The sequence below is a fragment of the Streptomyces sp. NPDC034049 genome (assembly GCF_055575575.1).
Window position 1 is genome coordinate 312,680 of record NZ_JBVISJ010000006.1, and the last position, 24,689, is coordinate 337,368.

Here is a 24,689-nt window from a genome sequence, read left to right on the forward strand (position 1 = left end):
CCGGCCTTTACCTGGAAAACAGTCGGCTGCGGGTACCCACTGAGGGCACCCGCAGCCGCCCTGTGTTTTACAGGTACTGTCCGGTGTTCGCCACCGTGTCGATGGAGCGACCGGTGTCCGCGCCCTGCTTTCCGGTGATCAGGGTACGGATGTAGACGATCCGTTCGCCCTTCTTGCCGGAGATTCGGGCCCAGTCGTCCGGGTTGGTGGTGTTGGGCAGGTCCTCGTTCTCCTTGAACTCGTCCACGCATGCCTGGAGCAGGTGGGAGACGCGGAGACCCTTCTGGTTCTTGTCGAGGAAGTCCTTGATCGCCATCTTCTTGGCGCGGCCGACGATGTTCTCGATCATGGCGCCGGAGTTGAAGTCCTTGAAGTAGAGGACTTCCTTGTCGCCGTTGGCGTAGGTGACCTCCAGGAAGCGGTTCTCCTCGGATTCGGCGTACATGTGTTCCACTGCCGTCTGGATCATGCTCTGGACGGTGGTGGTCTTCGAGCCGCCGTGTTCGCCGAGGTCGTCCGTGTGGAGGGGGAGACGCTCGGTGAGGTACTTCTGGAAGATGTCCTTGGCCGCTTCGGCGTCCGGACGCTCGATCTTGATCTTCACGTCGAGCCGGCCGGGGCGCAGGATCGCGGGGTCGATCATGTCCTCGCGGTTGGAGGCGCCGATGACCACGACGTTCTGCAGGCCTTCCACGCCGTCGATCTCGGCGAGCAGCTGCGGGACGATGGTGTTCTCCACGTCCGAGCTGACGCCGGATCCGCGGGTGCGGAAGAGGGATTCCATCTCGTCGAAGAAGACGATGACGGGGGTGCCCTCGCTGGCCTTCTCCCTCGCACGCTGGAAGACCAGGCGGATCTGTCGCTCGGTCTCGCCGACGTACTTGTTGAGGAGCTCGGGGCCCTTGATGTTGAGGAAGAAGCTCTTGCCCTGGGCCTGGCCGGTGACTTCGGCGACCTTCTTCGCCAGTGAGTTGGCGACGGCCTTGGCGATGAGCGTCTTGCCGCATCCGGGGGGTCCGTAGAGCAGGACGCCCTTGGGCGGGCGCAGTTCGTGCTCCTTGAACAGGTCCGGGTAGAGATAGGGGAGCTCGACCGCGTCGCGGATCATCTCGATCTGGTTGCCGAGGCCACCGATCTGCTCGTACCCGATGTCGGGGACCTCTTCGAGGACGAGTTCCTCGACCTCGCTCTTGGGCACGACCTCGTAGACGTAGCCGGAGCGGGGTTCGAGCAGGAGGGCGTCGCCGGGGCGGATGGTGATGTCCAGCAGGGGCTCGGCGAGCCGCACCACCCGTTCCTCGTCGGTGTGCCCCTGTACGAGGGCTCGCTCGCCGTCCTCGAGGATCTCCTTGAGGGTGACGATGTCGCCGACGCTCTCGTACTCCATGGCCTCGACCACGTTGAGGGCCTCGTTGAGCATCACTTCCTGGCCGCGCCGGAGCTCTTCCAGGTCGACGCTCGGGCTGACGTTCACGCGGAGCTTTCGGCCTCCGGTGAAGATGTCGGCCGTGCCGTCCTCGTTCGCCGCGAGGAAGACTCCGAAGCCGGCCGGCGGCTGTGCGAGCCGGTCGACTTCCTCCTTGAGGGCCACGATCTGGTCTCGGGCCTCACGGAGCGTGTTGGCGAGCCGCTCGTTCTGTGCGGACACGCCGGCCAGATTGGTCTGCAGCTCGACGATCCGCTCTTCGAGAATCCTCGTGTGTCGCGGAGAGTCGGCGAGCTTGCGTCGCAGGACGGCGATCTCCTGCTCAAGGTAGGCAATCTGCCCGGCCGGGTCGTCGGACCCTCGTCCCGGGCGGATGCCGCGGTTCATGTCGTCGTCGTGGGCTGCCACGGTCCTCACCTCCTCCAAGGGGAGCTGGACGCTTCCAGACCCTACCTGGGTGGGTGTCGATTGAAACCCCTAGATCACAAAGACGGTCGGGGTGTGTCCGATCTTCACCCTTGCGCTCTCCCTCACGCCAGGGGAATACCCACCGAACATGATTGGGAAGCCGCCCCGGGTAGGGTCGAAGTGTTCAACACCCGTCAGAGCCTGCATCGTTCCCGACCGGCTCGACGAATGACTCGAAGAATGACCCGACGCATGAGGCGGCAGGAGAGATGAGCGTGCAGCAGGAGGCCGGGGCCGCGGGCGAGGCGCTCGAGGTCTGGATCGACCAGGACCTCTGCACCGGTGACGGCATCTGCGTGCAGTACGCGCCCGAGGTGTTCGAGCTGGACATCGACGGACTGGCCTACGTGAAGAGTCCGGCCGACGAGTTGCTGCAGGCCCCGGGGGCGACAACGCCCGTTCCGCTGCCGCTTCTCACGGATGTCGTGGACTCCGCGAAGGAGTGTCCGGGCGAGTGCATCCATGTACGTCGCGTTTCGGACAGGGTCGAGGTCTTCGGGCCTGACGCGGAGTGACCCGGCGGGCACTCCGCGTCGCCCGTTGTCTGTTTTCTCACACCGGGTTTGCCGGGTGATCACTTCCCGTTCGCCCCGGAGCGGCCGATGTCAGACGCTTTGTGCCCCGGCGGGTGTGGAGCGCACGAACGCCCCGTTCTTCCACTGCCACTTGACGGGGTCCGTGACGTCCGGGCAGCAGTTGGGGACCTCGGCGGAGGAGTAGCCGTGCAGGGTGGCGGTGACGGCGGCGTCGCGGACGGCGAAGTCGGAGACGGTCGTGCGGTCCTTGGGGTTCACCAGGGTGGCGACGACCCTCGGCTGCGCGGCGTCGGTGGAGCGGGTCAGCACGTACACGCCGTCGGGCGGGGTGCCCATGCTGGCGTCGCAGTGGACGACCGCCACGGTCTCGGGCCGACCGTCCCCGTCGAGGTCCCCGGACGCCTGCTTCTTCACGACGACGCCGACGGGTCCGCAGTCGAGCGGGAGGTCCACCTCGGCGGGGTCGGGGGGCGCCACGGCGGCGGGGGCGTGGGCCGCCTCGGGGGCCGGCTGGGCCGCTCTCGCCGCGTCGGGCTGGAGGGCGGACGACAGGGCGACGACGCCAGCGAGGGCGGTGGCCGTGGCGAGCCAGTGGATGGGGCGGGTGTGCGCGTGTGCCAGTTCCGGGACGGCGGATTGCTGCACTAGGAGCGTCTCCTGAGGGTGCTGTGCCGGTGGGATGACCCGCATGGTGCCACACGTCACAGGGGGGTGGAACGGCGGGGTACGTGGTTCCCGCAGCTTTTCGGTGGCGCGTCAACGGAAAAGCGCCGTGGCCGAGTTCCCTGGCGCTGCGGGGAACTCGGCCACGTCAAGGGCGCGTTCGTCGTACGTCGGTCAGCGGCCGGAGCCGCCGTCGGCGTTGGGGCCGGCGTAGTCCTCGCCGTAGGCGCCCTTGGCGGGGCGTCGGCGGCGCATGGGTGGCTCGACGCCGTCGGCGAGGCGGCGGGCGGTGAGCAGGAAGCCGGTGTGGCCGATCATCCGGTGGTCGGGGCGGACGGCGAGGCCCTCGATGTGCCAGTTGCGGATCATCGACTCCCAGGCGCTCGGCTCGTTGAAGCAGCCGATCTCGCGGATGGACTCCACGGTCCGGGCGAGCTGGGTGGTGGTGGCCACGTAGCAGCAGACGATGCCGCCGGGGACGAGGGCCTTGGAGACGGCCTCCAGGCACTCCCAGGGGGCGAGCATGTCGAGGATGACGCGGTCGACCTCGGTGTCGCTCAGGTTGTCCTGGAGATCGCCGACGGTGAGCTGCCAGGCGGGGTGGGGGCCGCCGAAGTAGCGCTCCACGTTGGCCTGGGCGATCTCGGCGAAGTCGGCGCGGCGCTCGTAGCTGTGCAGCATGCCCTGGTCGCCGATGGCGCGCAGCAGGAAGCTGCTGAGCGAGCCGGAGCCGACGCCGGCCTCGACGACGCGGGCGCCGGGGAAGATGTCGGCGAAGGCGAGGATCTGCCCCGCGTCCTTGGGGTAGACCACGGCGGCGCCGCGGGGCATGGACAGGACGTAGTCGGGGAGCAGGGGGCGGAGCGCCAGGTAGGCGACGTTCCCCGTGGTGCGGACAACACTGCCCTCGGGAGCGCCGATCAGCTCGTCGTGCGGGAAGGAACCCTTGTGGGTGTGGAAGTTCTTTCCCTCTTCGAGCGTGAACGTGTAGTGGCGTCCCTTGGGGTCGGTGAGCTGGACCTGGTCCCCGACCTTGAAGGGCCCGCGACGGCGGGCGGCACCGGTCGGTTCGGACATGTGACTCAGCCTACCGGCGTTTGGCGGGGCCGCCGACCACCGGGTGAGCCAGGGCCCGTGGGGCACTCCGGTACGCACCGGGGTCCTAGAGGCCCCGCTCAGTTGGGGCGGGCCATGGCCTTCACGAAGGCTCGTTCCACGTCGGCTGCTGACAGGACTCCGTAGATCTCACCGGACTCCTCGACCACCAGGTACTCCGTCGCCGGGGCCGCGCGGAGGGCGTCGAGGAGTTCCTCGCCGGCGAGTTCCGCGGAGACCCGCATGCCGTCGGTGAGGTCGTGGGCGAGGCCGCTGACGGCGACCCAGGGGCGGCGGTGTTCGGGGACGCCGACGATGGCGGCCTCGCGGACGAGGGAGAGGGGTTCGCCGTCGGGGTCGACGACGACGAGGGCGCGGGCGCCGGCCTCGTTGGCGCGGCGGAGGGCCTCGGAGAGGGGGGTGTCGGTCTCGACGGGGACGGCGCGGCGGGTGAGGGCGCGGGCCCGGAGTTCGGGCAGGTGTTCGCGCAGGCGGGCCATGCGGAGGCTGTTGCCGGCGCCGGTCCAGATGATCGCTGCGAGGATCGCGGCGAGCAGGGCGTCCAGGACGGTGTCCATGCCGACGCTGTCCTCGGCGGCGGAGCCGAGCAGGCCGGACTGGGTCAGCAGCGGGAGCCCGATGAGGACGGAGACGGCGAGGGCGCGGCCGACCCAGGCTGCGGCGATGGTGCCGCTCATGGGCTTGCCGGTGATCTTCCAGACGACGGCGCGGAGCATGCGGCCGCCGTCGAGGGGCAGGCCGGGGAGCAGGTTGAACGCGGCCACGATCAGGTTGGAGATCATCAGGCCGGCGAGCAGGACGCCGGGGACGGTGCCCGGCTCGACGGCCAGCAGGGCGACGTAGAAGACGCCCGCGAGGATCAGGGAGAGGAGGGGGCCCACGAAGGCGAGGACGAATTCGCGGCCGGGGGTCTCGGACTCCTTCTCGATCTCGGAGACACCGCCGAAGAACTGGAGCTGGATGCGGCGCACGGGCAGTTTGTAGCGCAGGGCGGCGATGGTGTGGGCGAGTTCGTGGACGAGTACGGAACCGTAGAAGGCGACCGCGAAGAAGAGGGCGACGAGGTAGCGGAGGGCGCCGAGTTCGGGCAGGACGCGGTCGAGTTGACCGCCGAAGACCCAGGTGATCAGGGCGGCGACCAGGAACCAGCTGGGCGCGACGTACACGGGCACGCCGAAGGGGCGGCCCATGAGGATGCCGCCGCCGGGCTCCTTGGGGCGCTCGGGGGGCTTGGGCGCGGCGTCCGAGTGGGCAAAGGGGCGCGAGGACGTCGCGGTGCGCTCCGACTCGTCCGCCGGGGCGGGTGCCTTGGTGAGGTCGGCGGGGGCGGGGGGCTCGCCCCGGCCGTCAGGTGCGGGGGCCTGCTCCGGGTCGGCGGGCGCGGGGGTCGTCGCCGGGTCGGCGGGCGCGGGGGCCTTCGTCGGCGTCGCCGTTTCGGCGTCGGCGGGGGTGGAGGCGGCCGGCGGGTCGCTCGGCGGCTTCGCCGTTCCGGTGTCGGCGGGCGTCCCGGTGCCGGCGGGCGTCCCGGTGCCGGGGGGCGTGGGAGAGGCGGGCGTGGCGGAGGGTTCCGGAACCTCGCCGTTGCCGGCCGTCGAGCCATTGCCGGCCGACGCCGAGTCAGCAGCGGTCTTGCCGGCGTCGGCGGGTGCGGCAGCGTCGGCGGGCGCGGCAGCGTCGGTGGCTTCGCCGTCGGCGTCGGACGCGGCGGGCCTCTGCGCACTGTCTGGCGGGTTCGCGGTCGTCGGGGCGGGGGCGTCCGGGCGGGGGGTGGTGGGGTGGGGGTCGGTGGGTGCGTCCTGGTTCGCCGGTGCCCCGGTCGCGTCGCGGTGGGCGCGCTCGGGCGCCTGCTCGCTGTCGGACCGCGGCTGCCGGCTCCCGCCGCTCGTCTCCACGATGTCCCCTCGTTCGAAGCGTCTTCCGCACCCGGTGGCCGGGCGGAAGGGTCTGTCGTCGATGCTATGCCGTCTCCGGGACGCGTTCCGCCCCGGCACCCCTCTGTTTTCCCCCGCGTCGCACGAGGCACACAGGTGTCGGCGGACACGGTGTCGGTCGGCGGTCGTACAGGCCGATGGCTGTCACTGTCAGTGGTGGGCCGTATGGTCTGTGGTCATGGAAACCAGCACCGACGGCACCCCCGCCGTTCCCGTGGGAGGCGAGGGCGACCGTCCTGTCGTGCGGGCCGCCGCGCCGCCCGCCTCGCTGTCGCCGTCGCGGGCCAGTGACTTCATGCAGTGTCCGCTGCTGTACCGGTTCCGGGTGATCGACCGGCTGCCGGAGAAGCCGAGCGAGGCGGCGACCCGCGGCACGCTGGTGCACGCGGTGCTGGAGAGACTCTTCGACGCGCCGGCGGCCGAGCGGACTGCGCCGCGGGCCAGGTCGCTGGTGCCCGGGCAGTGGGACCGGCTGCGGGAGTCCAGGCCGGAGGTCGTGGAGCTGTTCGCGGACGACGCGGAGGGCGAGCGGCTGGCGCGCTGGCTGTCGGAGGCCGAGCGGCTGGTGGAGCGCTGGTTCACGCTGGAGGACCCGACGCGGTTGGAGCCCGCCGAGCGGGAGTTGTTCGTGGAGGCGGAGCTGGAGTCGGGGCTCAGGCTGCGCGGGATCATCGACCGGGTGGATGTGGCGCCCACCGGCGAGGTGCGGATCGTCGACTACAAGACGGGGAAGGCACCGCGACCGGAGTACGCCGAGGGCGCGCTGTTCCAGATGAAGTTCTACGCGCTGGTGGTGTGGCGGCTGAAGCAGGTGGTGCCGCGCCGTCTTCAGCTGGTCTATCTCGGCAGTGGTGACGTGCTGACGTACGACCCCGTGGTCGCCGATCTGGAGCGGGTGGAGCGCAAGCTGCTGGCGCTGTGGGAGGCGATCCGGCTGGCCACCGAGACGGGTGACTGGCGGCCGCGGCCGACGAAGCTGTGCGGCTGGTGCGATCACCAGGCGGTGTGTCCGGAGTTCGGTGGCACTCCCCCGCCCTACCCCCTCCAGGTGAGGTCACCCGAGTCGGTCGGCGAGGCGCAGGGCAGAATGGGCCCGGACTAGCCGAAGGAGATTTTCGTGGCCATCCGCGTCCTACTGGTCGACGACCAGCCGCTGCTGCGTACCGGTTTCCGGATGATTCTGGAGGCGGAGCAGGACCTCGCGGTCGTCGGGGAGGCCGGGGACGGCCTCCAGGCGATCGACCAGGTGCGGGCGCTGCAGCCCGATGTGGTGCTGATGGACATCCGGATGCCCCGGATGGACGGGGTGGAGGCGACCCGTCAGATCACCGGTCCCGGGCGGGACGGGCCGGCGAAGGTGCTGGTGCTGACCACGTTCGATCTGGACGAGTACGTGGTGGAGGCGCTGCGTGCGGGAGCCAGCGGGTTTCTGCTGAAGGACGCTCCGGCCAATGAGCTGGTGCAGGCGATCCGGGTGGTGGCGAACGGGGAGGCGATGCTCGCGCCGAGCATCACGCGCCGGCTGCTCGACAAGTACGCGGTGCATCTGCCGTCGGGCGAGGAGCCGGTGCCGGACACGCTGCACACGTTGACGGACCGTGAGGTCGAGGTGTTGAAGCTGGTGGCCCGGGGGCTGTCGAACGCGGAGATCGCCGCCGATCTGTTCGTCAGCGAGACCACGGTGAAGACACATGTGGGCCATGTGCTGACGAAGTTGGGGCTGCGGGACCGCGTGCAGGCGGCGGTGTACGCGTACGAGAGCGGGTTGGTGCGCCCCGGCGCGCAGTAGGCGCACTGGGCGGTACGCACCGAGGGCGCTCCCTTCTTGTGGAAGGGAGCGCCCTCGGTTCTACGGGGCCGTGGTGTCGGCCCGTGCTCGGTGTCAGCCCTTGCTGATCTCCCAGAAACGGAAGACGGTCGAGGCGTCCAGGCAGTACTCCAGGCCGTAGACGTCGTCACGGACGACGGCGTACTGCTTGGCCTGCCAGACGGGGATGAGCGGGACGTCGGTGGCGACGATGTTCTGGAGTTCGGCGTACTCCTGCTCCGTGGAGGAGCGCTCGCTCTCGGCGGCGGTCTTCGTGAGGAGTTCACCGGTGATGGTGTTGTTGGTGTAGTTGTTGTCCAGCACGTTGCCCTTGCCGAAGAAGGGGCCGGTGAAGTTGTCGGGGTCCGGGTAGTCGGGCACCCAGCCCTTGACGTAGAGGCCGTACTTGCCGGCGGCGATGTCCTTCTCGTACCGGTCGAAGGGGACGGACTCCACCGAGGCGTCGAAGAGCCCGCTGTCGTTGAGCTGCTTGGCGATGGCCTCCAACTCCTGGTCGGTGGAGGGACCGTAGCGCGACGGGGTGGACCAGAGGGTCAGTTCGACCTTGTCGTCGATGCCGTCGGCGCGGAGCGCGGCCTCGGCCTTGGCCTTGGAGGGGCGAGCGCCGTAGGTGTCGAAGAAGGCCGTGTTGTGGCCGGTGATGCCGGCCGGGATGATCGAGTACAGCGGGGTGGCGGTGCCCTGGTAGACCTCGTCGACGAGTGCCTCGCGGTCGAGGAGGTAGGCGATGGCCTGGCGGACGCCGAGCTTGCCGGTGACCGGGTCGTCCATGTTGAAGACGAGGTGCTGGACCTCGGCGCCGGTGCCGTCGACGATCTCGATGCCGCTGGCGGTGGAGGTGTCGGTCTCGATGTCGGAGATGTCGGCGGCGCTCAGGCCGCGGTAGGTGACGTCGAGGTCGCCCTCCAGCAGGGACTTCTTCAGGGCGTCCTGGTCGCCGTGGAAGAACTTGAGGGTGACGCCGCTGTTCTCGACGTCGGCGGTGCCCTGGTAGTTCTCGTTGACGGTGAAGACGGCTTCGTCCTCGCCGAAGGACTCCAGCTTGTAGGGGCCGGAGCCGACCGCCTGGCCGTCCTTGCGGAGGCCGTCGGCGTCGTAGGAGCTCTCGTCGACGATCGAGCCGGCGCCGGAGGCGATCTTGCTGGGGAAGGTGGCGTCCGCGTACTTGAGGTCGAAGCGGACGGTCTTGTCGTCCGGGGTCTCGACCTTGTCGAGCATGGGGAACATGATCGCCGGCCCGGCGTCGTCGTTGATCTTCAGCATGCGGTCGAAGGAGAACTTGACGTCCTTCGCGGTGAGCGCCTCACCGTTGCTGAACTTCAGGCCGTCCTTGAGGGTGCACTCGTAGACCGTGGTGCCGCCGGCCTGGAAGGAGCACTCCTTGGCGAGGTCCGGTTCGGGCTCGGTGGCGCCGTTGGGGAAGCTCAGCAACGACTGGAAGACGTTGTTGAAGAGGAGCCAGGATCCCGGGTCGTAGCCGGAGGCGGGGTCGGTGGCCAGGACGTCGTCGGACATTCCCATCACGACGTTGGAGCCGGAGTCACCGGATCCCCCCGAGTCGGTGCCGCAACCGGTCAGCAGGCCGGCGGCAAGCCCTGTCGCCATGGTCAGGACGGGCCACTGGGTGCGTATGTTCACGTATGGATGCCTTGTGTCGTGGGTGCATTGCGGGCGCTCCGGGCTCCCCCGAGGCCGAACGGCCCTGGTCCGGAGGGGTGGTGAAGTCCGGTCAGTCGCTTCTGCCGCGGCCCAGCTCCCAGAGCTGGAGGGTGGAGGCGGCGTTGAGGGCGTACTCGGCACCGGTCACGTCGTCGCGGGCGGCGACGTACTGGTTGCCCTGCCACAGCGGCAGGATGGGCACGTCGTCGGCGACGATGTCCTGGATACCGGCGAGGCTCTGCGCGGCGGAGAGACGGTCGGCCGCGCGGCGGGACTCGGGGATCAGCTTGGCGCGGATCTCGCGGTTCGCGTAGGGCGAGCCGAGGAAGTTGTCCTTGTCGAGGAAGGGCGCGAGGTAGTTGTCGGCGTCGGGGAAGTCCGGGAACCAGCCCATGCCGTAGACGGCGTACTCGCCCTCCTGCTCGGCGGGGCGGAACGTGGACCAGGGGGTGCCCTTGATGGTGACGTCGAACAGGCCGCTGTCGTCGAGCTGCTTCTTCAGCAGTTCGAACTCCTTCTTCGTGGCGGCGCCGTAGTGGTCCGTCGTGTAGTGCAGGGTCAGCTTGACCGGGGCGGTGACGCCGGCCGCCTCCAGGGTCGACTTCGCCTGGGCGACGTCCGGATCGCCGTACGTGTTGAAGAACGAGTTGGAGTGGCCGGTGATCCCGGCGGGGACCAGCGAGAAGAGGGGTTCGGCCTGGGAGCCGTACACCTTGGAGACGAGTTCGCCCCGGTCGATGACCTCGGCCATGGCCCGGCGGACGGCGGTGCTCCTGACCGGTGAGGCGTCGGTGTTGAAGGCGAGGTAGCGGATCTCCAGCCCGGCGGACTCGATGACGTCGATGTCGCTGTCGGCCGCGTCGGAGAGCTTGGTGATCTGCTCGGGGGTCATCGTGCGGGTCATCAGGTCGATGTCGCCGTTCTTCAGGGCGGTGCCCATGGCGTCGGCGCTCGCGAAGGAGCGCAGTTCGACCTTGTCGTTCTTCGGGTCCAACTGCCCCTTGTAGTGGGGGTTCTTGGTGAAGACGGCCCGGACCAGCTCGTTGTTCTCGACCTCGGCGTCCAGAGTGTACGGGCCCGACCCGTCGACCTCGAAGCCGTCGCGCAGCCTGCCCTTGTCGTAGTCGGCCGGGTTGACGATGCCGGCGACCGGGGTGGACAGCTTGTACGGGAGGGTCGCGTCGGGGCTGTTGAGGTGGAAGATCACCTCGTTGTCGCCCTTGGTCTCGACGAGGTCGATGGTGGACAGCAGCGCGAAGACACCGCTGTCGGCCTTGAGGGAGCGGGCCCGGTCGATGGAGAACTTCACGTCCTCGGCGGTGATCGGGTCGCCGTTCGCGAACTTCAGGCCGTCGCGCAGGGTGCAGGCGTAGCGCTCGTTGCCGGTGTCGGTGAAGGAGCAGCTGGAGGCGGCCTCGGGCTCCGGTTCGCCGTCGCCACGCGGCTGGACCAGGAGGGTCTGGACGGTCTGGCGGAGGATGTTCCAGGTGCCGACGTCGTAGGCGTAGGCCGGGTCGACGGGGGCCGGGGCGTCCTTCGAGGCGGTGAACTGGTCGGTGGTGCCGACGACGATCGCGTCACCGCTGTCGCCCGCGCTGTCGGTGGCACCGCAGGCGGCGAGTACCGGGGTGAGCAGACCGATCACGGCCGGCAGCACCAAGGTCTTGCGGTTCATGCTCGCGATTCTCCAGAGCTGTGTTCCGAGACGGGTGCTGGCGGGGTGGTGCGAGCGCGTCCCGGGAAGTACGGCGATGTTCTCGCGACGAGATTAGCCCGCACCGCCAGAGGGGCCCGCGCGCACCGGAGTTGAGTTCCCATCACGCTGCGGAACCGGCTGTGGACGCAAATGGTGTAGTGCCCACGGAATGTTTGGGGCACGCTTCGTCAATCAGGACACAAAGGCGTGCCTGACGCCCCCGGACCCGGGGTCCGGGGGCGTCAGGCCGCCGCGTCGGCGGCCCTGGGAAGTGGGCAACGTCACAGGTGGAAAGGTATTCCCCTGCGCGGGAATTCAGTCATCGCGGCCCGTCGAATTCCGCGTGGCGGGGCCGTGGGCGCGATCTTGGAATTCCTTGCGTTTTCAATTGGCCGTGATCGCCATGAGGCTGTGCAGAAATGGCAGGTCGACCTCTTCCAGCGAGGTCACGACGGTGCGCCGGACGGCGGGGGCGATCGGGGCCACCGACGGGACGGCGACGACGTGGCAGCCGGCGGCCTCCGCGGCGGCGACGCCGGTCGCGGTGTCCTCGATGACCGCGCAGCGGGTCGGATCCGCGCCGAGGCCGGAGGCCGCGAGCAGGTAGGGGTCGGGGAACGGCTTGGTCCGCTCGACCTCGTCGCCGGCGACGGTCAGCGCGAAGTGCTGGGGGCCGAGAGAGGTCAGGACGCGATCGATGATGCGCCGGTGCGAGGCGGAGACCAGGGCGGTGGGGACGCCGTGCCCGGCGAGTTCGGCGAGGAGCCGGGAGGCGCCTGGCATCAGCGGCAGGGTGCGCCCGATACGTGCCTCGAAGCCGTCGTTGAGCAGCACGGTGAGCTCGGCGAGGGTGATGTCGGCGCCGGTGGCCTCGATCAGGAAGCCCGCGCTGCGGGTCATGGGTCCGCCGACCACGACATGGCGCCAGGAGTCGTCGAGGGCGTGTCCGAGGCCGGCGAAGACCTCGACCTCCACGTCCCACCAGAAGCCCTCGGTGTCCACCAGGGTGCCGTCCATGTCCAGGAGCACGGCCTGGAGGGCCGAGCCTTCGGCCGTACGGGTTCCTGGCGCGGGAATCGTCGTGGTCATCCGGCGCACCTCCTTGTGGGACGAGCAGGCCGGTTCCCGGGTGGGGAACCGGCCTGCGGTGGACCGACCAGTCTACGACGCCGCGCGGACAAGCGCCTTTCGATGCGGCTGAGGCCCTGTGTGGGGGGCCTACCGGGCGTTGAAGTACTTCGCCTCGGGGTGGTGGATGACGATGGCGTCGGTGGACTGTTCGGGGTGGAGCTGGAACTCCTCCGAGAGCTGGACACCGATCCGCTCGGGTTCCAGCAGCTGCGCGATCTTGGCGCGGTCCTCCAGGTCGGGGCAGGCACCGTAGCCGAGGGAGAACCGCGCGCCCCGGTACTTCAGGTCGAACATGTCCTCGATCGCGGCGGGGTCCTCGCCGGCGAAGCCCAGCTCGGAGCGGACGCGGGCGTGCCAGTACTCGGCGAGGGCCTCGGCCAACTGCACGGACAGGCCGTGGAGTTCGAGGTAGTCGCGGTAGGCGTTGGCCTCGAAGAGCTTGGCGGTCTCCTCGCCGATGCGGGAGCCGACGGTGACGACCTGGAAGCCGACGACGTCGATCTCGCCGGACTCCTCGGGGCGGAAGAAGTCCGCCAGGCACAGCCGGCGGCCACGGCGCTGGCGCGGGAAGGAGAACCGGGTCCGTTCGTTGCCGTCGTCGTCCAGGACGATCAGGTCGTCGTCCTTGGACACACACGGGAAGTAGCCGTAGACGACCGCCGCTTCGAGGAGGTTGTCGGTCTGGAGGCGGTCCAGCAGCCCGCGCAACCGGGGCCGGCCCTCGGTCTCGACCAGCTCCTCATAGCTCGGGCCGTCGCCGGTGCGGGCCTGCTTCAGCCCCCACTGGCCCTTGAACAGGGCGCCCTCGTCCAGCCAGGACGCGTACTCCTTGAGCTGGATGCCCTTGACCACACGCGTGCCCCGGAACGGGGGCGTGGGGACGGGGTTGTCGGTGGCGACGTCGGAGCGGACGTGGCCCTCCGCCGGGCGGTCCTCCACCACGGCGGCCCCGGCCCCGGCCGTGGCCTTGACCCGGCGCTGGCGCAGCTCGGGCAGCTGCGCGCCGGGGATGCCGCGTTTGACGCCGATGAGGGCGTCCATCAGACGCAGGCCCTCGAAGGCGTCGCGGGCGTAGCGGACCTCGCCCTCGTAGATCTCGTGCAGGTCCTGCTCGACGTACGCCCTGGTCAGCGCGGCGCCGCCGAGGATGACGGGGTAGTCGGCGGCCAGGCCGCGCTGGTTCAGCTCCTGAAGGTTCTCCTTCATGATCACCGTGGACTTCACCAGCAGGCCCGACATGCCGATGACGTCCGCGCGGTGCTCGGCGGCGGCGTCCAGGATCGCCGAGACCGGCTGCTTGATGCCGAGGTTGACGACGTTGTAGCCGTTGTTGGACAGGATGATGTCGACCAGGTTCTTGCCGATGTCGTGCACGTCACCGCGGACCGTCGCCAGCACGATGGTGCCCTTGCCGGCCTCGTCGCCCTCGACCTTCTCCATGTGCGGTTCGAGGTGGGCGACCGCGGTCTTCATGACCTCGGCGGACTGGAGGACGAACGGCAGCTGCATCTGGCCGGAGCCGAAGAGTTCACCGACGACCTTCATGCCGTCCAGGAGGGTGTCGTTGACGATGTCGAGGGCGGGGCGGGTCTGGAGGGCCTCATCGAGGTCGGCCTCCAGGCCGTTCTTCTCGCCGTCGATGATGCGGCGCTTGAGACGCTCCTCCAGCGGCAGGGCGGCCAGCTCCTCGGCCTTGCCCGCCTTCAGGGACCTGGCGGTGGCGCCCTCGAACAGCGCCATCAGCTTCTGCAGCGGGTCGTAACCCTCGGCGCGGCGGTCGTGGATGAGATCGAGAGCCGTCTGCACCTCCTCCTCGCTGAACCGCGCGATCGGCAGGATCTTCGAGGCGTGCACGATCGCGGAGTCGAGTCCGGCCTTGACGCACTCGTCGAGGAAGACCGAGTTCAGCAGGATCCGGGCGGCCGGGTTCAGGCCGAAGGAGATGTTCGACAGGCCCAGCGTGGTCTGCACGTCCGGGTGGCGGCGCTTGAGCTCGCGGATCGCCTCGATGGTGGCGATGCCGTCCCGGCGGGACTCCTCCTGACCGGTACAGATGGTGAAGGTCAGGGTGTCGATGAGGATGTCCGACTCATGGATGCCCCAGTTCCCGGTCAGATCCCCGATCAGCCGCTCGGCGATCTCGACCTTCTTCTCCGGGGTGCGGGCCTGGCCCTCCTCGTCGATGGTCAGCGCGATCAGCGCCGCACCATGCTCCTGCGCCAGGCGGGTGACCTTGGCGAAGCGGGACTCGGGGCCGTCGCCGTCCTCGTAGTTGACGGAGTTGATGACCGCCCGGCCGCCGAGCTTCTCCAGCCCCGCCCGGATGACGTCCACCTCGGTGGAGTCCAGCACGATGGGGAGGGTGGAGGCGGTGGCGAAACGCCCCGCGAGTTCGGCCATGTCGGCCACGCCGTCGCGGCCCACGTAGTCGACGCAGAGGTCGAGCATGTGGGCGCCCTCGCGGATCTGGTCGCGGGCCATCTCGACACAGTCGTCCCAGCGGGCCTCCAGCATGGCCTCGCGGAACTTCTTCGAACCGTTGGCGTTCGTCCGCTCACCGATCGCCATGTAGGCGGTGTCCTGACGGAACGGCACACTCTGGTAGAGGGAGGCGGCGCCCGGCTCGGGGCGCGGGTCACGGGCGGTGGGGGCGAGGTCCCGCACCCGCTCGACGACCTGACGCAGATGCTCCGGAGTGGTACCGCAGCAGCCACCGACCAGGGAGAGGCCGTACTCGCGGACGAAGTTCTCCTGGGCGTCGGCCAGCTCCGGCGCGGTCAGCGGGTAGTGGGCGCCGTCCTTGGTCAGCACCGGCAGGCCGGCGTTGGGCATGCAGGAGAGCTGGATGCGGGAGTGGCGGGCCAGATGGCGCAGGTGCTCGCTCATCTCGGCGGGGCCGGTCGCGCAGTTCAGGCCGATCATGTCGATACCGAGCGGCTCCAGCGCGGTCAGCGCGGCACCGATCTCGGAGCCGAGGAGCATGGTGCCGGTCGTCTCGACCGTCACGGACACGATCAGGGGGACGTCGTATCCGGCGGTCTCCATCGCGCGGCGGGCGGCGATGACGGAGGCCTTGGTCTGCAGCAGGTCCTGGGTGGTCTCCACCAGCAGCGCGTCGGCGCCGCCGGCCAGCAGGCCCTCGGCGTTCTGCTGGTAGGCGTCGCGGATGGCGGTGAAGGTGGTGTGACCGAGGGTCGGCAGCTTGGTGCCGGGGCCGATGGAGCCCAGCACCCACCGCTGACGGCCGTCGCGGGCGGCGTACTCGTCGGCCGTCTCGCGGGCGATGCGGGCGCCGGCCTCGGACAGCTCGGCGGTGCGCTCGGGGATGTCGTACTCGCCCAGGGCGGTGAGGTTGGCGCCGAAGGTGTTGGTCTCGACGCAGTCGACGCCCGCGTCGAAGTACGCGGCGTGCACCGAGCGGACGATGTCGGGACGGGTGACGTTGAGGACCTCGTTGCAGCCCTCCAGCTGCTGGAAGTCCTCCAAGGTGGGGTCCTGCGCCTGCAGCATCGTGCCCATCGCGCCGTCGGCGACCACCACACGGGTGGCGAGGGCCTCGCGGAGGGCCTCGGATCGGGCCCGGCCTGCGGCGGCGGACGTGAGGGACGTGTTCGGCGACGAGGCCATGGAGCTGCTCCCTGGAGTGCGACGGCTGTCGGCTTTGCGCCCTCCCACGGAAGGCGCACGCGGCAAGCCTAGCCCGGCGGGGCACGGATGGTCAGGGGCGTCCACGGGGCGGACCGGCGTGGCGCACCCGCTCGGGTGCGGTTTACTCCGACGACGGAAAGAACGTCGGACACCCCTCCGGCACGCTTCGGACACTCCACGGCCACATGTGCGCTCCAGAGGGCACCGGACGGACACCGGACGGGCACGTGAACGCCACCGCACGGCGAGCGTGGCCGAAAAGCTGGTGACGGCCATTAGCGGGAGGTCGGCAACGACCGGTAGTGTTCGACATTGCCGAACGATGGAAGTTCAGTCGCGTACGGCGGCCGAAGGGGACGGAGGCAGGACGGCGATGGCACGGAACATCCAGTCGCTCGAACGGGCGGCCGCGATGCTGCGCCTGCTCGCGGGCGGCGAACGGCGGCTCGGCCTGTCGGACATCGCCTCCTCGCTGGGCCTCGCCAAGGGCACCGCCCACGGCATACTGCGCACGCTCCAGCAGGAGGGCTTCGTCGAGCAGGACGACGCCTCGGGGCGCTACCAGCTGGGGGCCGAGCTGCTGCGGCTCGGGACGACGTACCTCGACGTCCATGAACTGCGGGCGCGCGCGCTGGTCTGGACGGACGACCTGGCCCGCTCCAGCGGTGAGAGCGTCCACCTGGGGGTGCTGCACCAGCAGGGCGTGCTGATCGTGCACCACGTGTTCCGGCCCGACGACAGCCGGCAGGTCCTGGAGATAGGGGCCATGCAGCCGCTGCACTCCACGGCCCTGGGCAAGGTCCTGTCGGCCTACGACCCGGTGGCCCACAGCGAGGTGCTGGAGAGCGAGCGCAAGGCGTTCACCGACCGGACCGTGCACGCGCTGACCGACTTCGAGCACGTTCTGGACCTCACCCGCGCACGCGGGTACGCGGCGGACGTCGAGGAGACCTGGGAGGGCGTGGCGTCGATCGCCGCGCCCATCCACGACCGGCGGCGGATGCCCGTCGGCGCGGTCGGCGTCACCGGCGCCGTGGAGCGGCTGTGCCGCGACGGCGAGCTGCGCCCGGAGCTGATCGCGGCCGTGCGGGACTGCGCCCGCGCGGTCTCGCGGGACCTGGGCGCCGGACGGTTCTGACCGCCCTCCGCACCCGCGGGCACGACACGGCGAAGGCCGGGACATCCCCCGATGTCCCGGCCTTCGCCGTGCGCGCGTGTACGCCCATAGCAGCGACCCCAAGATCAACGGGCCGTTTCGATCAATAACGATCCCGTTTTCGACAACTCAGCTCTTGACGTGCCTGTGACGCCGGAGCAAGACTCCCGTCCATCGGTCGACATTGTCGAACACCTACCGGCAATACGCGCTAGAGTGTGACAACGCCATGGGCCGAACTCTTTCCCCTGGACGAAGGACAAAGGAGTCGCGGGTGTCCAGCTCCGACATCTTCATCGGCGAGACCATCGGTACCGCCATACTCATCCTGCTCGGCGGCGGCGTGTGCGCGGCCGTCACGCTGAAGGCCTCCAAGGCCCGTAACGCCGGTTGGCTCGCCATCACCTTCGGGTGGGGTTTTGCCGTTCTCACCGCCGTCTACACCTCCGCGCCGCTCTCCGGCGCCCACCTGAACCCGGCCGTGACCCTCGCGCTCGCGCTGAAGAAGGACGGCATCGAGTGGGGCGACGTCCCGATCTACTGGGGCGGGCAGCTGCTCGGCGCCATGATCGGTGCCGCTCTGGTCTGGATCGCCTACTACGGGCAGTTCCAGGCGCACCTCACCGACGCGGAGATCGTCGGTGACGACGAGACGCGGGGCAAGGCCAAGTCGGTCGAGGCCCGGGAGAAGGGCGCCGGCCCCGTGCTCGGCATCTTCTCCACCGGCCCGGAGGTCCGCAACGCGGTCCTGAACATCGCCACCGAGGTCATCGGCACCGTCGTGCTGGTCCTGGCCGTGCTCACACAGGGTCTCAACGACTCCGGCAAGGGCCTCGGCGCCCTCGGTGCCCTGATCACCTCGCTCGTCGTGGTCTCCATCGGTCTGTCCCTCGGTGGCCCGACCGGTTACGCGATCAACCCGGCCCGTGACCTCGGTCCGCGCATCGTGCACGCCCTGCTGCCCCTGCCCAACAAGGGCGGGTCGGACTGGAGCTACGCCTGGGTCCCGGTGGTCGGCCCCCTGATCGGTGCCGCCCTCGCCGCAGGCCTCTACAACGTCGCATTCGTCTGAGAATCCCGTTGAGCCGCCGTTCCGCGGGCCCGTCCCGCGGAACGCTCAGCACGCGCCGTACGTACAGCCCGTTGACCAGTTGACCTTTCAGGAGCACACCGTGACCGACGCCCACACCGCCGGCCCGTTCATCGCCGCCATCGACCAGGGCACGACCTCGTCCCGCTGCATCGTCTTCGACCGCGACGGACGCATCGTCTCCGTCGACCAGAAGGAGCACGAGCAGATCTTCCCGAAGCCGGGCTGGGTCGAGCACGACGCCACCGAGATCTGGACGAACGTCCAGGAGGTCGTCGCCGGGGCCATCGAGAAGGCCGGCATCACCCGTGACGACATCAAGGCCATCGGCATCACCAACCAGCGCGAGACCACGCTGCTCTGGGACAAGAACACCGGTGAGCCCGTCCACAACGCCATCGTCTGGCAGGACACCCGTACCGACGCCCTCTGTCGCGAGCTCGGCCGCAACGTCGGCCAGGACCGCTTCCGCCGCGAGACCGGTCTGCCGCTGGCCTCGTACTTCGCCGGTCCGAAGGCCCGCTGGCTGCTCGACAACGTCGAGGGCCTGCGCGAGCGCGCCGAGGCCGGCGACATCCTCTTCGGCACCATGGACAGCTGGGTCATCTGGAACCTGACGGGCGGTGTCGACGGCGGCAAGCACTACACCGACGTCACCAACGCCTCCCGCACCATGCTGATGAACCTGCACACGCTGCAGTGGGACGAGAAGATCGCCGAGTCCATCGGCGTCCCGCTGTCGATGCTCCCCGAGATCCGCTCCTCCGCCGAGGTGTACGGCGAGGTCACCGGCGGCCGTCTCGGCGACCTGCTCGGCGGCATCCCGGTCGCCTCCGCGCTCGGCGACCAGCAGGCGGCCCTGTTCGGCCAGACCTGCTTCGAGGAGGGCGAGGCCAAGTCCACGTACGGCACCGGCACGTTCATGCTGCTGAACACCGGTGAGAAGATCATCAACTCCTACAGCGGCCTGCTGACCACGGTCGGCTACCGGATCGGCGACCAGAAGCCGGTCTACGCCCTGGAGGGCTCGATCGCCGTCACGGGTTCGCTGGTGCAGTGGATGCGCGACCAGATGGGCCTGATCTCCACCGCCGCCGAGATCGAGACCCTCGCGCTCTCGGTCGAGGACAACGGCGGCGCGTACTTCGTGCCGGCCTTCTCGGGTCTGTTCGCCCCGTACTGGCGCTCCGACGCCCGCGGTGTGATCGCCGGTCTCACCCGGTACGTCACCAAGGCGCACCTCGCGCGCGCCGTCCTGGAGGCCACCGCCTGGCAGACCCGTGAGATCACGGACGCCATGACCAAGGACTCGGGCGTCGAGCTCGCGGCCCTCAAGGTCGACGGCGGCATGACCTCCAACAACCTGCTGATGCAGACCCTCTCGGACTTCCTGGACGCCCCCGTGGTCCGTCCGATGGTCGCCGAGACGACCTGCCTCGGCGCCGCCTACGCCGCCGGTCTCGCCGTCGGCTTCTGGACCAGCACCGACGACCTGCGCGCCAACTGGCGCCGGGCCGCCGAGTGGACCCCCCGTATGGACGCGGAGACCCGCGACCGCGAGTACAAGAGCTGGCTCAAGGCCGTCGAGCGGACCATGGGCTGGATCGAGGACGAGAGCTGAGTCAGGGGCCCGCGAAGGCTCCGTACCGGCTCTGATGAGGAGTAAGAACCCGACATGACCAGTCAGACCACCCTGCAGACCCTGCCTGCCCTGGGGACGCGCCCGGCGTCCGGCTCGAACCCGAGCCGTGCCGAGACCCGGGAGCAGCTCTCCAAGGCGTCGTACGACCTCCTCGTGATCGGCGGTGGCATCCTGGGCATCTCCACCGCCTGGCACGCCGCGCAGTCCGGGCTCAGGGTGGCCCTGGTCGACGCCGGCGACTTCGCCGGCGCCACCTCCTCCGCCTCCTCCAAGCTGCTCCACGGCGGTCTGCGCTATCTGCAGACCGGCGCGGTGAAGCTGGTGGCGGAGAACCACTTCGAGCGCCGTGCGGTCTCCCGCCAGGTGGCCCCCCACCTGGCGAACCCGCTCACGTTCTACCTCCCCGTGTACAAGGGCGGGCCGCACGGCGCGGCGAAGCTCGGGGCGGGCGTCTTCGCCTACTCCGCGCTCTCCGCCTTCGGTGACGGCGTCGGTCACCTGCTCTCCCCCGCCAAGGCGGCGCAGGACGTGCCCGAGCTGCGCACCGACAACCTCAAGGCCGTCGCGGTGTACGGCGACGACCAGATGAACGACTCCCGGATGGCCCTGATGACGGTCCGCGCGGCCGTCGAGTCGGGTGCCGTCGTCCTGAACCACGCCGAGGTCACCGGGCTGCGCTTCACCAAGGGCCGGGTGACCGGCGCCGAGCTGCGCGACCGGCTCTCCGGCGACGAGTTCGGCGTCAACGCCCGGCTGGTGCTGAACGCGACCGGGCCGTGGGTCGACCACCTGCGCCGGATGGAGAACCCTGACGCGGCCCCCTCCATCCGCCTGTCCAAGGGCGCGCACCTGGTGCTGAAGCGGACCGCGCCCTGGAAGGCCGCGCTCGCCACCCCGATCGACAAGTACCGCATCACCTTCGCCCTCCCCTGGGAGGACATGCTGCTGCTCGGTACGACCGACGAGGTGTACGAGGGCGACCCGGCGGATGTCGCGGTCACCGAGAAGGACACCGCCCAGATACTCGACGAGGCCGCGTTCTCCATCCGCGACCAGCAGCTCGACCGTGACCTGATCACGTACTCCTTCGCCGGTCTGCGGGTGCTGCCGGGCGGGCCCGGTGACACCGCCAAGGCCAAGCGGGAGACGGTCGTCACCGAGGGCCGGGGCGGCATGCTGTCCGTCGCGGGCGGCAAGTGGACGACGTTCCGGCACATCGGCCGCACGATCATGAAGAAGCTGGAGGCGCTGCCCGGGCACCCGCTGGGCGAGGACTTCGAGCCGGTGGCCTCGCTGCCGAAGAAGCTGCCGCTGCCGGGTGTCGCCAACCCGCGCGCGGTCGCGCACCGGCTGCTGGTGGACCGTCCGGCGCCGGGCCCGCGGATGGGCGCCGACACGGCACGGCACCTGGCCACGCACTACGGTTCGCTCGCCTTCGACATCGCCCGCCTCGCCAACGAGAACCCCGAGCTGGGCGAGCGGGTCCACCCCGACGCGCCCGAGATCTGGGCGCAGGTCGTCTACGCCCGCGACACCGAGTGGGCCGAGACGGCCGACGACGTCCTGCGCCGCCGGACGACGCTGACGATACGGGGCCTGGCGACGGACGAGGTCCGCGCGAAGGTCCAGGACCTGCTCGACAAGAAGTAACCGGATGTCGGTGCCGGCCCCTCCCCCTGACCGGGGCCGGCATCGAGAGGGTCGGCCCCCCTTCCGCTCTGGGGCCGGACCACGGCAAAGGGGCGGCTCCCTCGACGGAGCCGCCCCTTTGTCGCTTTCGCCTTTGCCGCCGTTGCCGCTGCCGCTGCCGCTGCCGCCGGGCCGGTTGTCAGTGCCGGGTGCTTTCATGACCGCATGGACATCGATCACGCCGACCCCGCCGAACTGGCCGCCCTGCGCGCGGCCTTCGCCGTCGACGACAACGCGAGGTCGGCGCTCGGCTGGGCCGCCGTGCGCGCCTTCGAGGCGGAACACTCGGTGGTGCTCCCCGAGCCGTACCGGACGTTCGTGGCGGAGATCTCCGACGGCTCCTCGCAGGGGCCGCCCGAGTACGGCCTCATGGGGCCGGCCGAGCTGCCGGCGGACTGGGGCGAGGGCGGCGAGGACCGGGCCCTCGGCGAGCCGTTCCCGCTCACCGCGCCCTGGCTGTGGGAGGAGGATGAGGGCCCGTACGACGACGACTGGCACGAAGCCGTCGACAAGGTCCACCACCACGGCTCGATCGTGCTCGGCACGGACGGCTGCGCCATGAACTGGCATCTCGTCGTCACCGGCCCCCATCGGGGACATATATGGCACGTCACCGACGTGGGTGCCATGCCGTTCGGCGCGGAGTTCGGGCATACGACCTCCGCGCCCGGCTTCGGCGGCTGGGTGGCGCACTGGGCCGCCGGGAAGGAGTGGTTCGACGCCGAGTCAGCCGAGTGGTGAGGCGACGAGGTCGCGGACGGCGTCCGGTGAGGTCAGCTCCGTACGACGGAGGATGAGTTCACGGCCCAGCAGCAGCGCCCGGCGCGACGCCGGGACCGGGTCGTCCAGGGTCGTCAGGTCCGTGAGGTGGGCGAAGCCGATGATGCGGCGGACGAGTTCCGTGCCGGCGAAGCCGAGGGACTCCGTCCAGACGCGGGTCAGGAAGCGGTCCAGGTAGGCGTCGTCGAAGAAGGTGTCGACGCGGGTGGGCCACAGACTGCGGAACTCGGTCTCGAAGGCCGCCCAGGAGAGCCGCAGTTGGTCGCCGTGGTCCGTCAGGGTGCCCAGGGCGCGGGCCCGTTCCTCGGAGACCAGCGCGTTGGCCCAGTACAGGCCGAGGTCGAAGCCGATGGGGCCGACGAAGGAGAACTCGGGGTCGAAGACCCGCACGAGATGGGCGCCCGCGCGGGTCCCGACCATGACGCTGCCGGAGTGGAGATCTCCGTGCAGGAGGGCCTGGGCGCTCGTCATGAAGGCATGGCGCAGATCGGCGACCTCGGTGCGCAGCACGGTGTCCGCCCGGAAGGCGGTGGCCAGGTCGTCCAGGCCAGGGTGCCAGTGGTTGTGCTCGTGCTCGATGTACGGCTCGGAGAGGACGACATCCTCGGTGATCTTGCACAGCTCGGGGTTGACCGAGGCGGCGAGCAGCGCCTTGCGGTCGGCGGAGGTCATGCCGAAGTCGCTGGTGGCGAAGGAGAGCCGGGCGACGAGACGGCCGATCTGGGGTGAGGTGTGCGGGCCGTAGGAGGCGCCCTCGTTGAGGAGGGTGCGCAGGACCTCCAGGTCGGAGAGGTCCTCCATCACGAGGGCGTGGTTCTCGGGGTCGTAGCCGTGGATGCCGGGGATCTCGTCGGGGGCGACCTTCGCGAGCTGCTCGTACGCGCGGGCCTCGGCGTCGGAGCGGTCGGGGCTCAGCGGCCAGGAGGGGCCGGCGACGCGGACCCAGGGCAGGGCCTGCTTGAGGGCGAGGCTGCGGGTGCCGTCGCGGTTCGAGGCGAGGAAGACCCGGTTGACGTTGCCGTCCGACACCTCGCGGACGGTGATGTCGTCCACGTCCTGCCAGTGGCCCCGCTCGCGCAGGTACGCGGGGATGTCGTCGGTCTCCAGGATGCGGTAGCCCATGGTCGGTGAACTCCCTTATGCGGTGCGGCGCTTGGACAACGTGAAGCTGAAGACCAGGGCGAGGATGAGGACCGCGCCCTCGACGACGTCCTGGGTGTAGTAGGGCAGGCCCTTGATGGTGAGGCCGGTGGTGATGATGCCGATGAGGACCGCGCCGAGGGCGGTGCCCCAGACGTTGGGGCGGCCCCGGCCGAGGACCGAGGTGCCGACGAGGGCGACGGCGACCGCCTCCAGGAGTTGGGAGGTGCCCGCGCTGACGTCTCCCTGGCCGATGCGGGAGGCCAGGATGAGGCCGCCGACGGAGGCGAGGACGCCGGAGAGGACGTACGCCAGCGCGCGGTACGCGCCGACGCGGATGCCGGCCAGCCGGGAGGCCTCGGGGTTGGCGCCGATCGCGTAGAAGACGCGGCCCCAGCGGGTGCGGGCCAGGAAGACCCAGGCGACGACGGTGAGCGCGCCGAAGATCAGCACGGAGATCGGGACGCCGAGGACCGTGCCCCGGTCGATCTTCAGGAAGCCGGCGGTGAACTTGCCGGGGGCGGTGGTGCCGTCCTCCAGGGTCATGCCGGGGGTGATCGACTGGCCGTCGACGAGGATCAGCTTGGTGCCCTGGATGACGAACATGGTGCCGAGCGTGGCCAGCATGTCGGGGATCTTCAGCACCACGATCAGCAGGGCGTTGAGGAGGCCCGCGAGGGCGCCCGCCGCGAGGACGGCGAGGATCGCGACCGTGCCGATCTGGTTGAAGACGACCATGCTCTGGGCGGCGACCGAGACACCGAGGCCGGCGACCGCACCCACGGACATGTCCATGCCGCCGACGGCCATGGTGAGGGTGACACCGAGGCCGAGGATGGCGGCGACGGAGACGTACCGGAGGGTGTCGAGGAGGGTCGCCGACTCGCGGAAGGAGCCCTCGCTGAGCGCGAAGTACGCGAAGAGCGCGACCGTGACGAAGATGAAGCCGTACTTGATGACGGCGTTCTGGACGCGGACGGCGGTGGAGGTGGCGGGCGGGAGCGCCGCCTTGGTGGGGACCTCGGTGCTCTGGGTAGTGGTCATGGGTGCTTCCTCGGACTTCCTGGTCCTGGTCCTGGTCCGGGTGCCG

General features: G+C 69.9%; 18 protein-coding genes. 8 read left to right on the forward strand and 10 right to left on the reverse strand.

Annotation, left to right across the window (positions count from 1 at the left end; genetic code table 11):
* Nucleotides 1–67: 67 nt before the first annotated feature.
* On the reverse strand, nt 68–1,834 hold the full coding sequence (gene arc / locus ACZ52C_RS20160; RefSeq protein ID WP_045557349.1) for a proteasome ATPase: 1,767 nt from the start codon (nt 1,832–1,834) through the stop codon (nt 68–70).
* A gap of 269 nt (nt 1,835–2,103) precedes the next feature.
* On the opposite strand from arc, the gene ACZ52C_RS20165 reads away from it, so the two are divergent.
* Nucleotides 2,104–2,409 carry a ferredoxin gene (locus tag ACZ52C_RS20165; protein ID WP_045557348.1) on the forward strand — a complete coding sequence of 102 codons (306 nt, stop codon included), beginning with the start codon at nt 2,104–2,106 and terminating at the stop codon, nt 2,407–2,409.
* A gap of 90 nt (nt 2,410–2,499) precedes the next feature.
* Here ACZ52C_RS20165 and ACZ52C_RS20170 read toward each other — a convergent pair whose 3' ends face one another.
* The 3 genes from ACZ52C_RS20170 to ACZ52C_RS20180 form a co-directional block, all read right to left on the reverse strand.
* Nucleotides 2,500–3,075, reverse strand: a complete 576-nt coding sequence (locus ACZ52C_RS20170) for a hypothetical protein (protein ID WP_469075995.1) — start codon at nt 3,073–3,075, stop codon at nt 2,500–2,502.
* Between the two features lie 192 nt (nt 3,076–3,267).
* Nucleotides 3,268–4,170, reverse strand: a complete 903-nt coding sequence (locus tag ACZ52C_RS20175) for a tRNA (adenine-N1)-methyltransferase (protein ID WP_045557089.1) — start codon at nt 4,168–4,170, stop codon at nt 3,268–3,270.
* Between the two features lie 98 nt (nt 4,171–4,268).
* Nucleotides 4,269–6,101, reverse strand: a complete 1,833-nt coding sequence (locus tag ACZ52C_RS20180) for a site-2 protease family protein (RefSeq protein WP_469075996.1) — start codon at nt 6,099–6,101, stop codon at nt 4,269–4,271.
* A gap of 217 nt (nt 6,102–6,318) precedes the next feature.
* On the opposite strand from ACZ52C_RS20180, the gene ACZ52C_RS20185 reads away from it, so the two are divergent.
* Together ACZ52C_RS20185 and ACZ52C_RS20190 are read left to right on the forward strand one after the other, a co-directional pair.
* On the forward strand, nt 6,319–7,242 hold the full coding sequence (locus ACZ52C_RS20185) for a RecB family exonuclease (protein WP_469075997.1): 924 nt from the start codon (nt 6,319–6,321) through the stop codon (nt 7,240–7,242).
* Between the two features lie 15 nt (nt 7,243–7,257).
* Nucleotides 7,258–7,929, forward strand: a complete 672-nt coding sequence (locus ACZ52C_RS20190) for a response regulator (protein WP_033531654.1) — start codon at nt 7,258–7,260, stop codon at nt 7,927–7,929.
* 93 nt (nt 7,930–8,022) lie between these two features.
* On the opposite strand, the gene ACZ52C_RS20195 is transcribed toward ACZ52C_RS20190, so the two are convergent.
* From ACZ52C_RS20195 to metH, 4 genes are all read right to left on the reverse strand, one after another.
* The gene (locus ACZ52C_RS20195; RefSeq protein WP_469075998.1) at nt 8,023–9,606 is read right to left on the reverse strand and encodes an ABC transporter substrate-binding protein; all 1,584 of its coding nucleotides are present in this window, start codon (nt 9,604–9,606) and stop codon (nt 8,023–8,025) included.
* Between the two features lie 91 nt (nt 9,607–9,697).
* Nucleotides 9,698–11,302 carry an ABC transporter substrate-binding protein gene (locus ACZ52C_RS20200; RefSeq protein ID WP_469075999.1) on the reverse strand — a complete coding sequence of 535 codons (1,605 nt, stop codon included), beginning with the start codon at nt 11,300–11,302 and terminating at the stop codon, nt 9,698–9,700.
* A 405-nt stretch (nt 11,303–11,707) separates the two neighbouring features.
* Nucleotides 11,708–12,412, reverse strand: coding sequence for an HAD family hydrolase (locus tag ACZ52C_RS20205; protein WP_469076000.1), 705 nt, complete (start codon nt 12,410–12,412; stop codon nt 11,708–11,710).
* A 129-nt stretch (nt 12,413–12,541) separates the two neighbouring features.
* Complete coding sequence (gene metH, locus ACZ52C_RS20210) at nt 12,542–16,081, reverse strand: methionine synthase (protein ID WP_469076001.1); 3,540 nt, start codon at nt 16,079–16,081, stop codon at nt 12,542–12,544.
* A gap of 394 nt (nt 16,082–16,475) precedes the next feature.
* Here metH and ACZ52C_RS20215 point away from each other — a divergent pair, with 394 nt between their 5' ends.
* The 5 genes from ACZ52C_RS20215 (at nt 16,476) to ACZ52C_RS20235 (ending at nt 22,420) form a co-directional block, all read left to right on the forward strand.
* A complete protein-coding gene (locus ACZ52C_RS20215; RefSeq protein WP_469076002.1) occupies nt 16,476–17,240 on the forward strand; it encodes an IclR family transcriptional regulator in 765 nt (254 codons plus the stop codon).
* 292 nt (nt 17,241–17,532) lie between these two features.
* The gene (locus ACZ52C_RS20220) at nt 17,533–18,330 is read left to right on the forward strand and encodes an MIP/aquaporin family protein (RefSeq protein WP_469076003.1); all 798 of its coding nucleotides are present in this window, start codon (nt 17,533–17,535) and stop codon (nt 18,328–18,330) included.
* Nucleotides 18,331–18,430: 100 nt separating this feature from the next.
* On the forward strand, nt 18,431–19,969 hold the full coding sequence (gene glpK / locus ACZ52C_RS20225) for a glycerol kinase GlpK (RefSeq protein WP_329897663.1): 1,539 nt from the start codon (nt 18,431–18,433) through the stop codon (nt 19,967–19,969).
* Between the two features lie 54 nt (nt 19,970–20,023).
* Nucleotides 20,024–21,640 carry a glycerol-3-phosphate dehydrogenase/oxidase gene (locus ACZ52C_RS20230; RefSeq protein ID WP_469076004.1) on the forward strand — a complete coding sequence of 539 codons (1,617 nt, stop codon included), beginning with the start codon at nt 20,024–20,026 and terminating at the stop codon, nt 21,638–21,640.
* Between the two features lie 204 nt (nt 21,641–21,844).
* Nucleotides 21,845–22,420, forward strand: a complete 576-nt coding sequence (locus tag ACZ52C_RS20235) for an SMI1/KNR4 family protein (RefSeq protein ID WP_469076005.1) — start codon at nt 21,845–21,847, stop codon at nt 22,418–22,420.
* Here the strand turns inward: ACZ52C_RS20235 and mtnK are convergent.
* Both mtnK and ACZ52C_RS20245 read right to left on the reverse strand, forming a co-directional pair.
* Complete coding sequence (gene mtnK, locus ACZ52C_RS20240; protein ID WP_469076006.1) at nt 22,406–23,581, reverse strand: S-methyl-5-thioribose kinase; 1,176 nt, start codon at nt 23,579–23,581, stop codon at nt 22,406–22,408. The two genes, ACZ52C_RS20235 and mtnK, sit on opposite strands and share 15 nt — an antisense overlap.
* A gap of 15 nt (nt 23,582–23,596) precedes the next feature.
* The gene (locus ACZ52C_RS20245; protein WP_469076007.1) at nt 23,597–24,643 is read right to left on the reverse strand and encodes an ABC transporter permease; all 1,047 of its coding nucleotides are present in this window, start codon (nt 24,641–24,643) and stop codon (nt 23,597–23,599) included.
* Nucleotides 24,644–24,689: the final 46 nt, after the last annotated feature.

Coding starts and splice junctions, on each gene's coding strand:
- ACZ52C_RS20165 (WP_045557348.1), top strand. CDS start 2,104: ATGAGCGTGCAGCAGGAGGCCGGGGCCGCGGGCGAGGCGCTCGAGGTC.
- ACZ52C_RS20175 (WP_045557089.1), bottom strand. CDS start 4,170: ATGTCCGAACCGACCGGTGCCGCCCGCCGTCGCGGGCCCTTCAAGGTC.
- ACZ52C_RS20185 (WP_469075997.1), top strand. CDS start 6,319: ATGGAAACCAGCACCGACGGCACCCCCGCCGTTCCCGTGGGAGGCGAG.
- ACZ52C_RS20200 (WP_469075999.1), bottom strand. CDS start 11,302: ATGAACCGCAAGACCTTGGTGCTGCCGGCCGTGATCGGTCTGCTCACC.
- ACZ52C_RS20205 (WP_469076000.1), bottom strand. CDS start 12,412: ATGACCACGACGATTCCCGCGCCAGGAACCCGTACGGCCGAAGGCTCG.
- metH (WP_469076001.1), bottom strand. CDS start 16,081: ATGGCCTCGTCGCCGAACACGTCCCTCACGTCCGCCGCCGCAGGCCGG.
- ACZ52C_RS20215 (WP_469076002.1), top strand. CDS start 16,476: ATGGCACGGAACATCCAGTCGCTCGAACGGGCGGCCGCGATGCTGCGC.
- ACZ52C_RS20230 (WP_469076004.1), top strand. CDS start 20,024: ATGACCAGTCAGACCACCCTGCAGACCCTGCCTGCCCTGGGGACGCGC.
- ACZ52C_RS20235 (WP_469076005.1), top strand. CDS start 21,845: ATGGACATCGATCACGCCGACCCCGCCGAACTGGCCGCCCTGCGCGCG.
- mtnK (WP_469076006.1), bottom strand. CDS start 23,581: ATGGGCTACCGCATCCTGGAGACCGACGACATCCCCGCGTACCTGCGC.
- ACZ52C_RS20245 (WP_469076007.1), bottom strand. CDS start 24,643: ATGACCACTACCCAGAGCACCGAGGTCCCCACCAAGGCGGCGCTCCCG.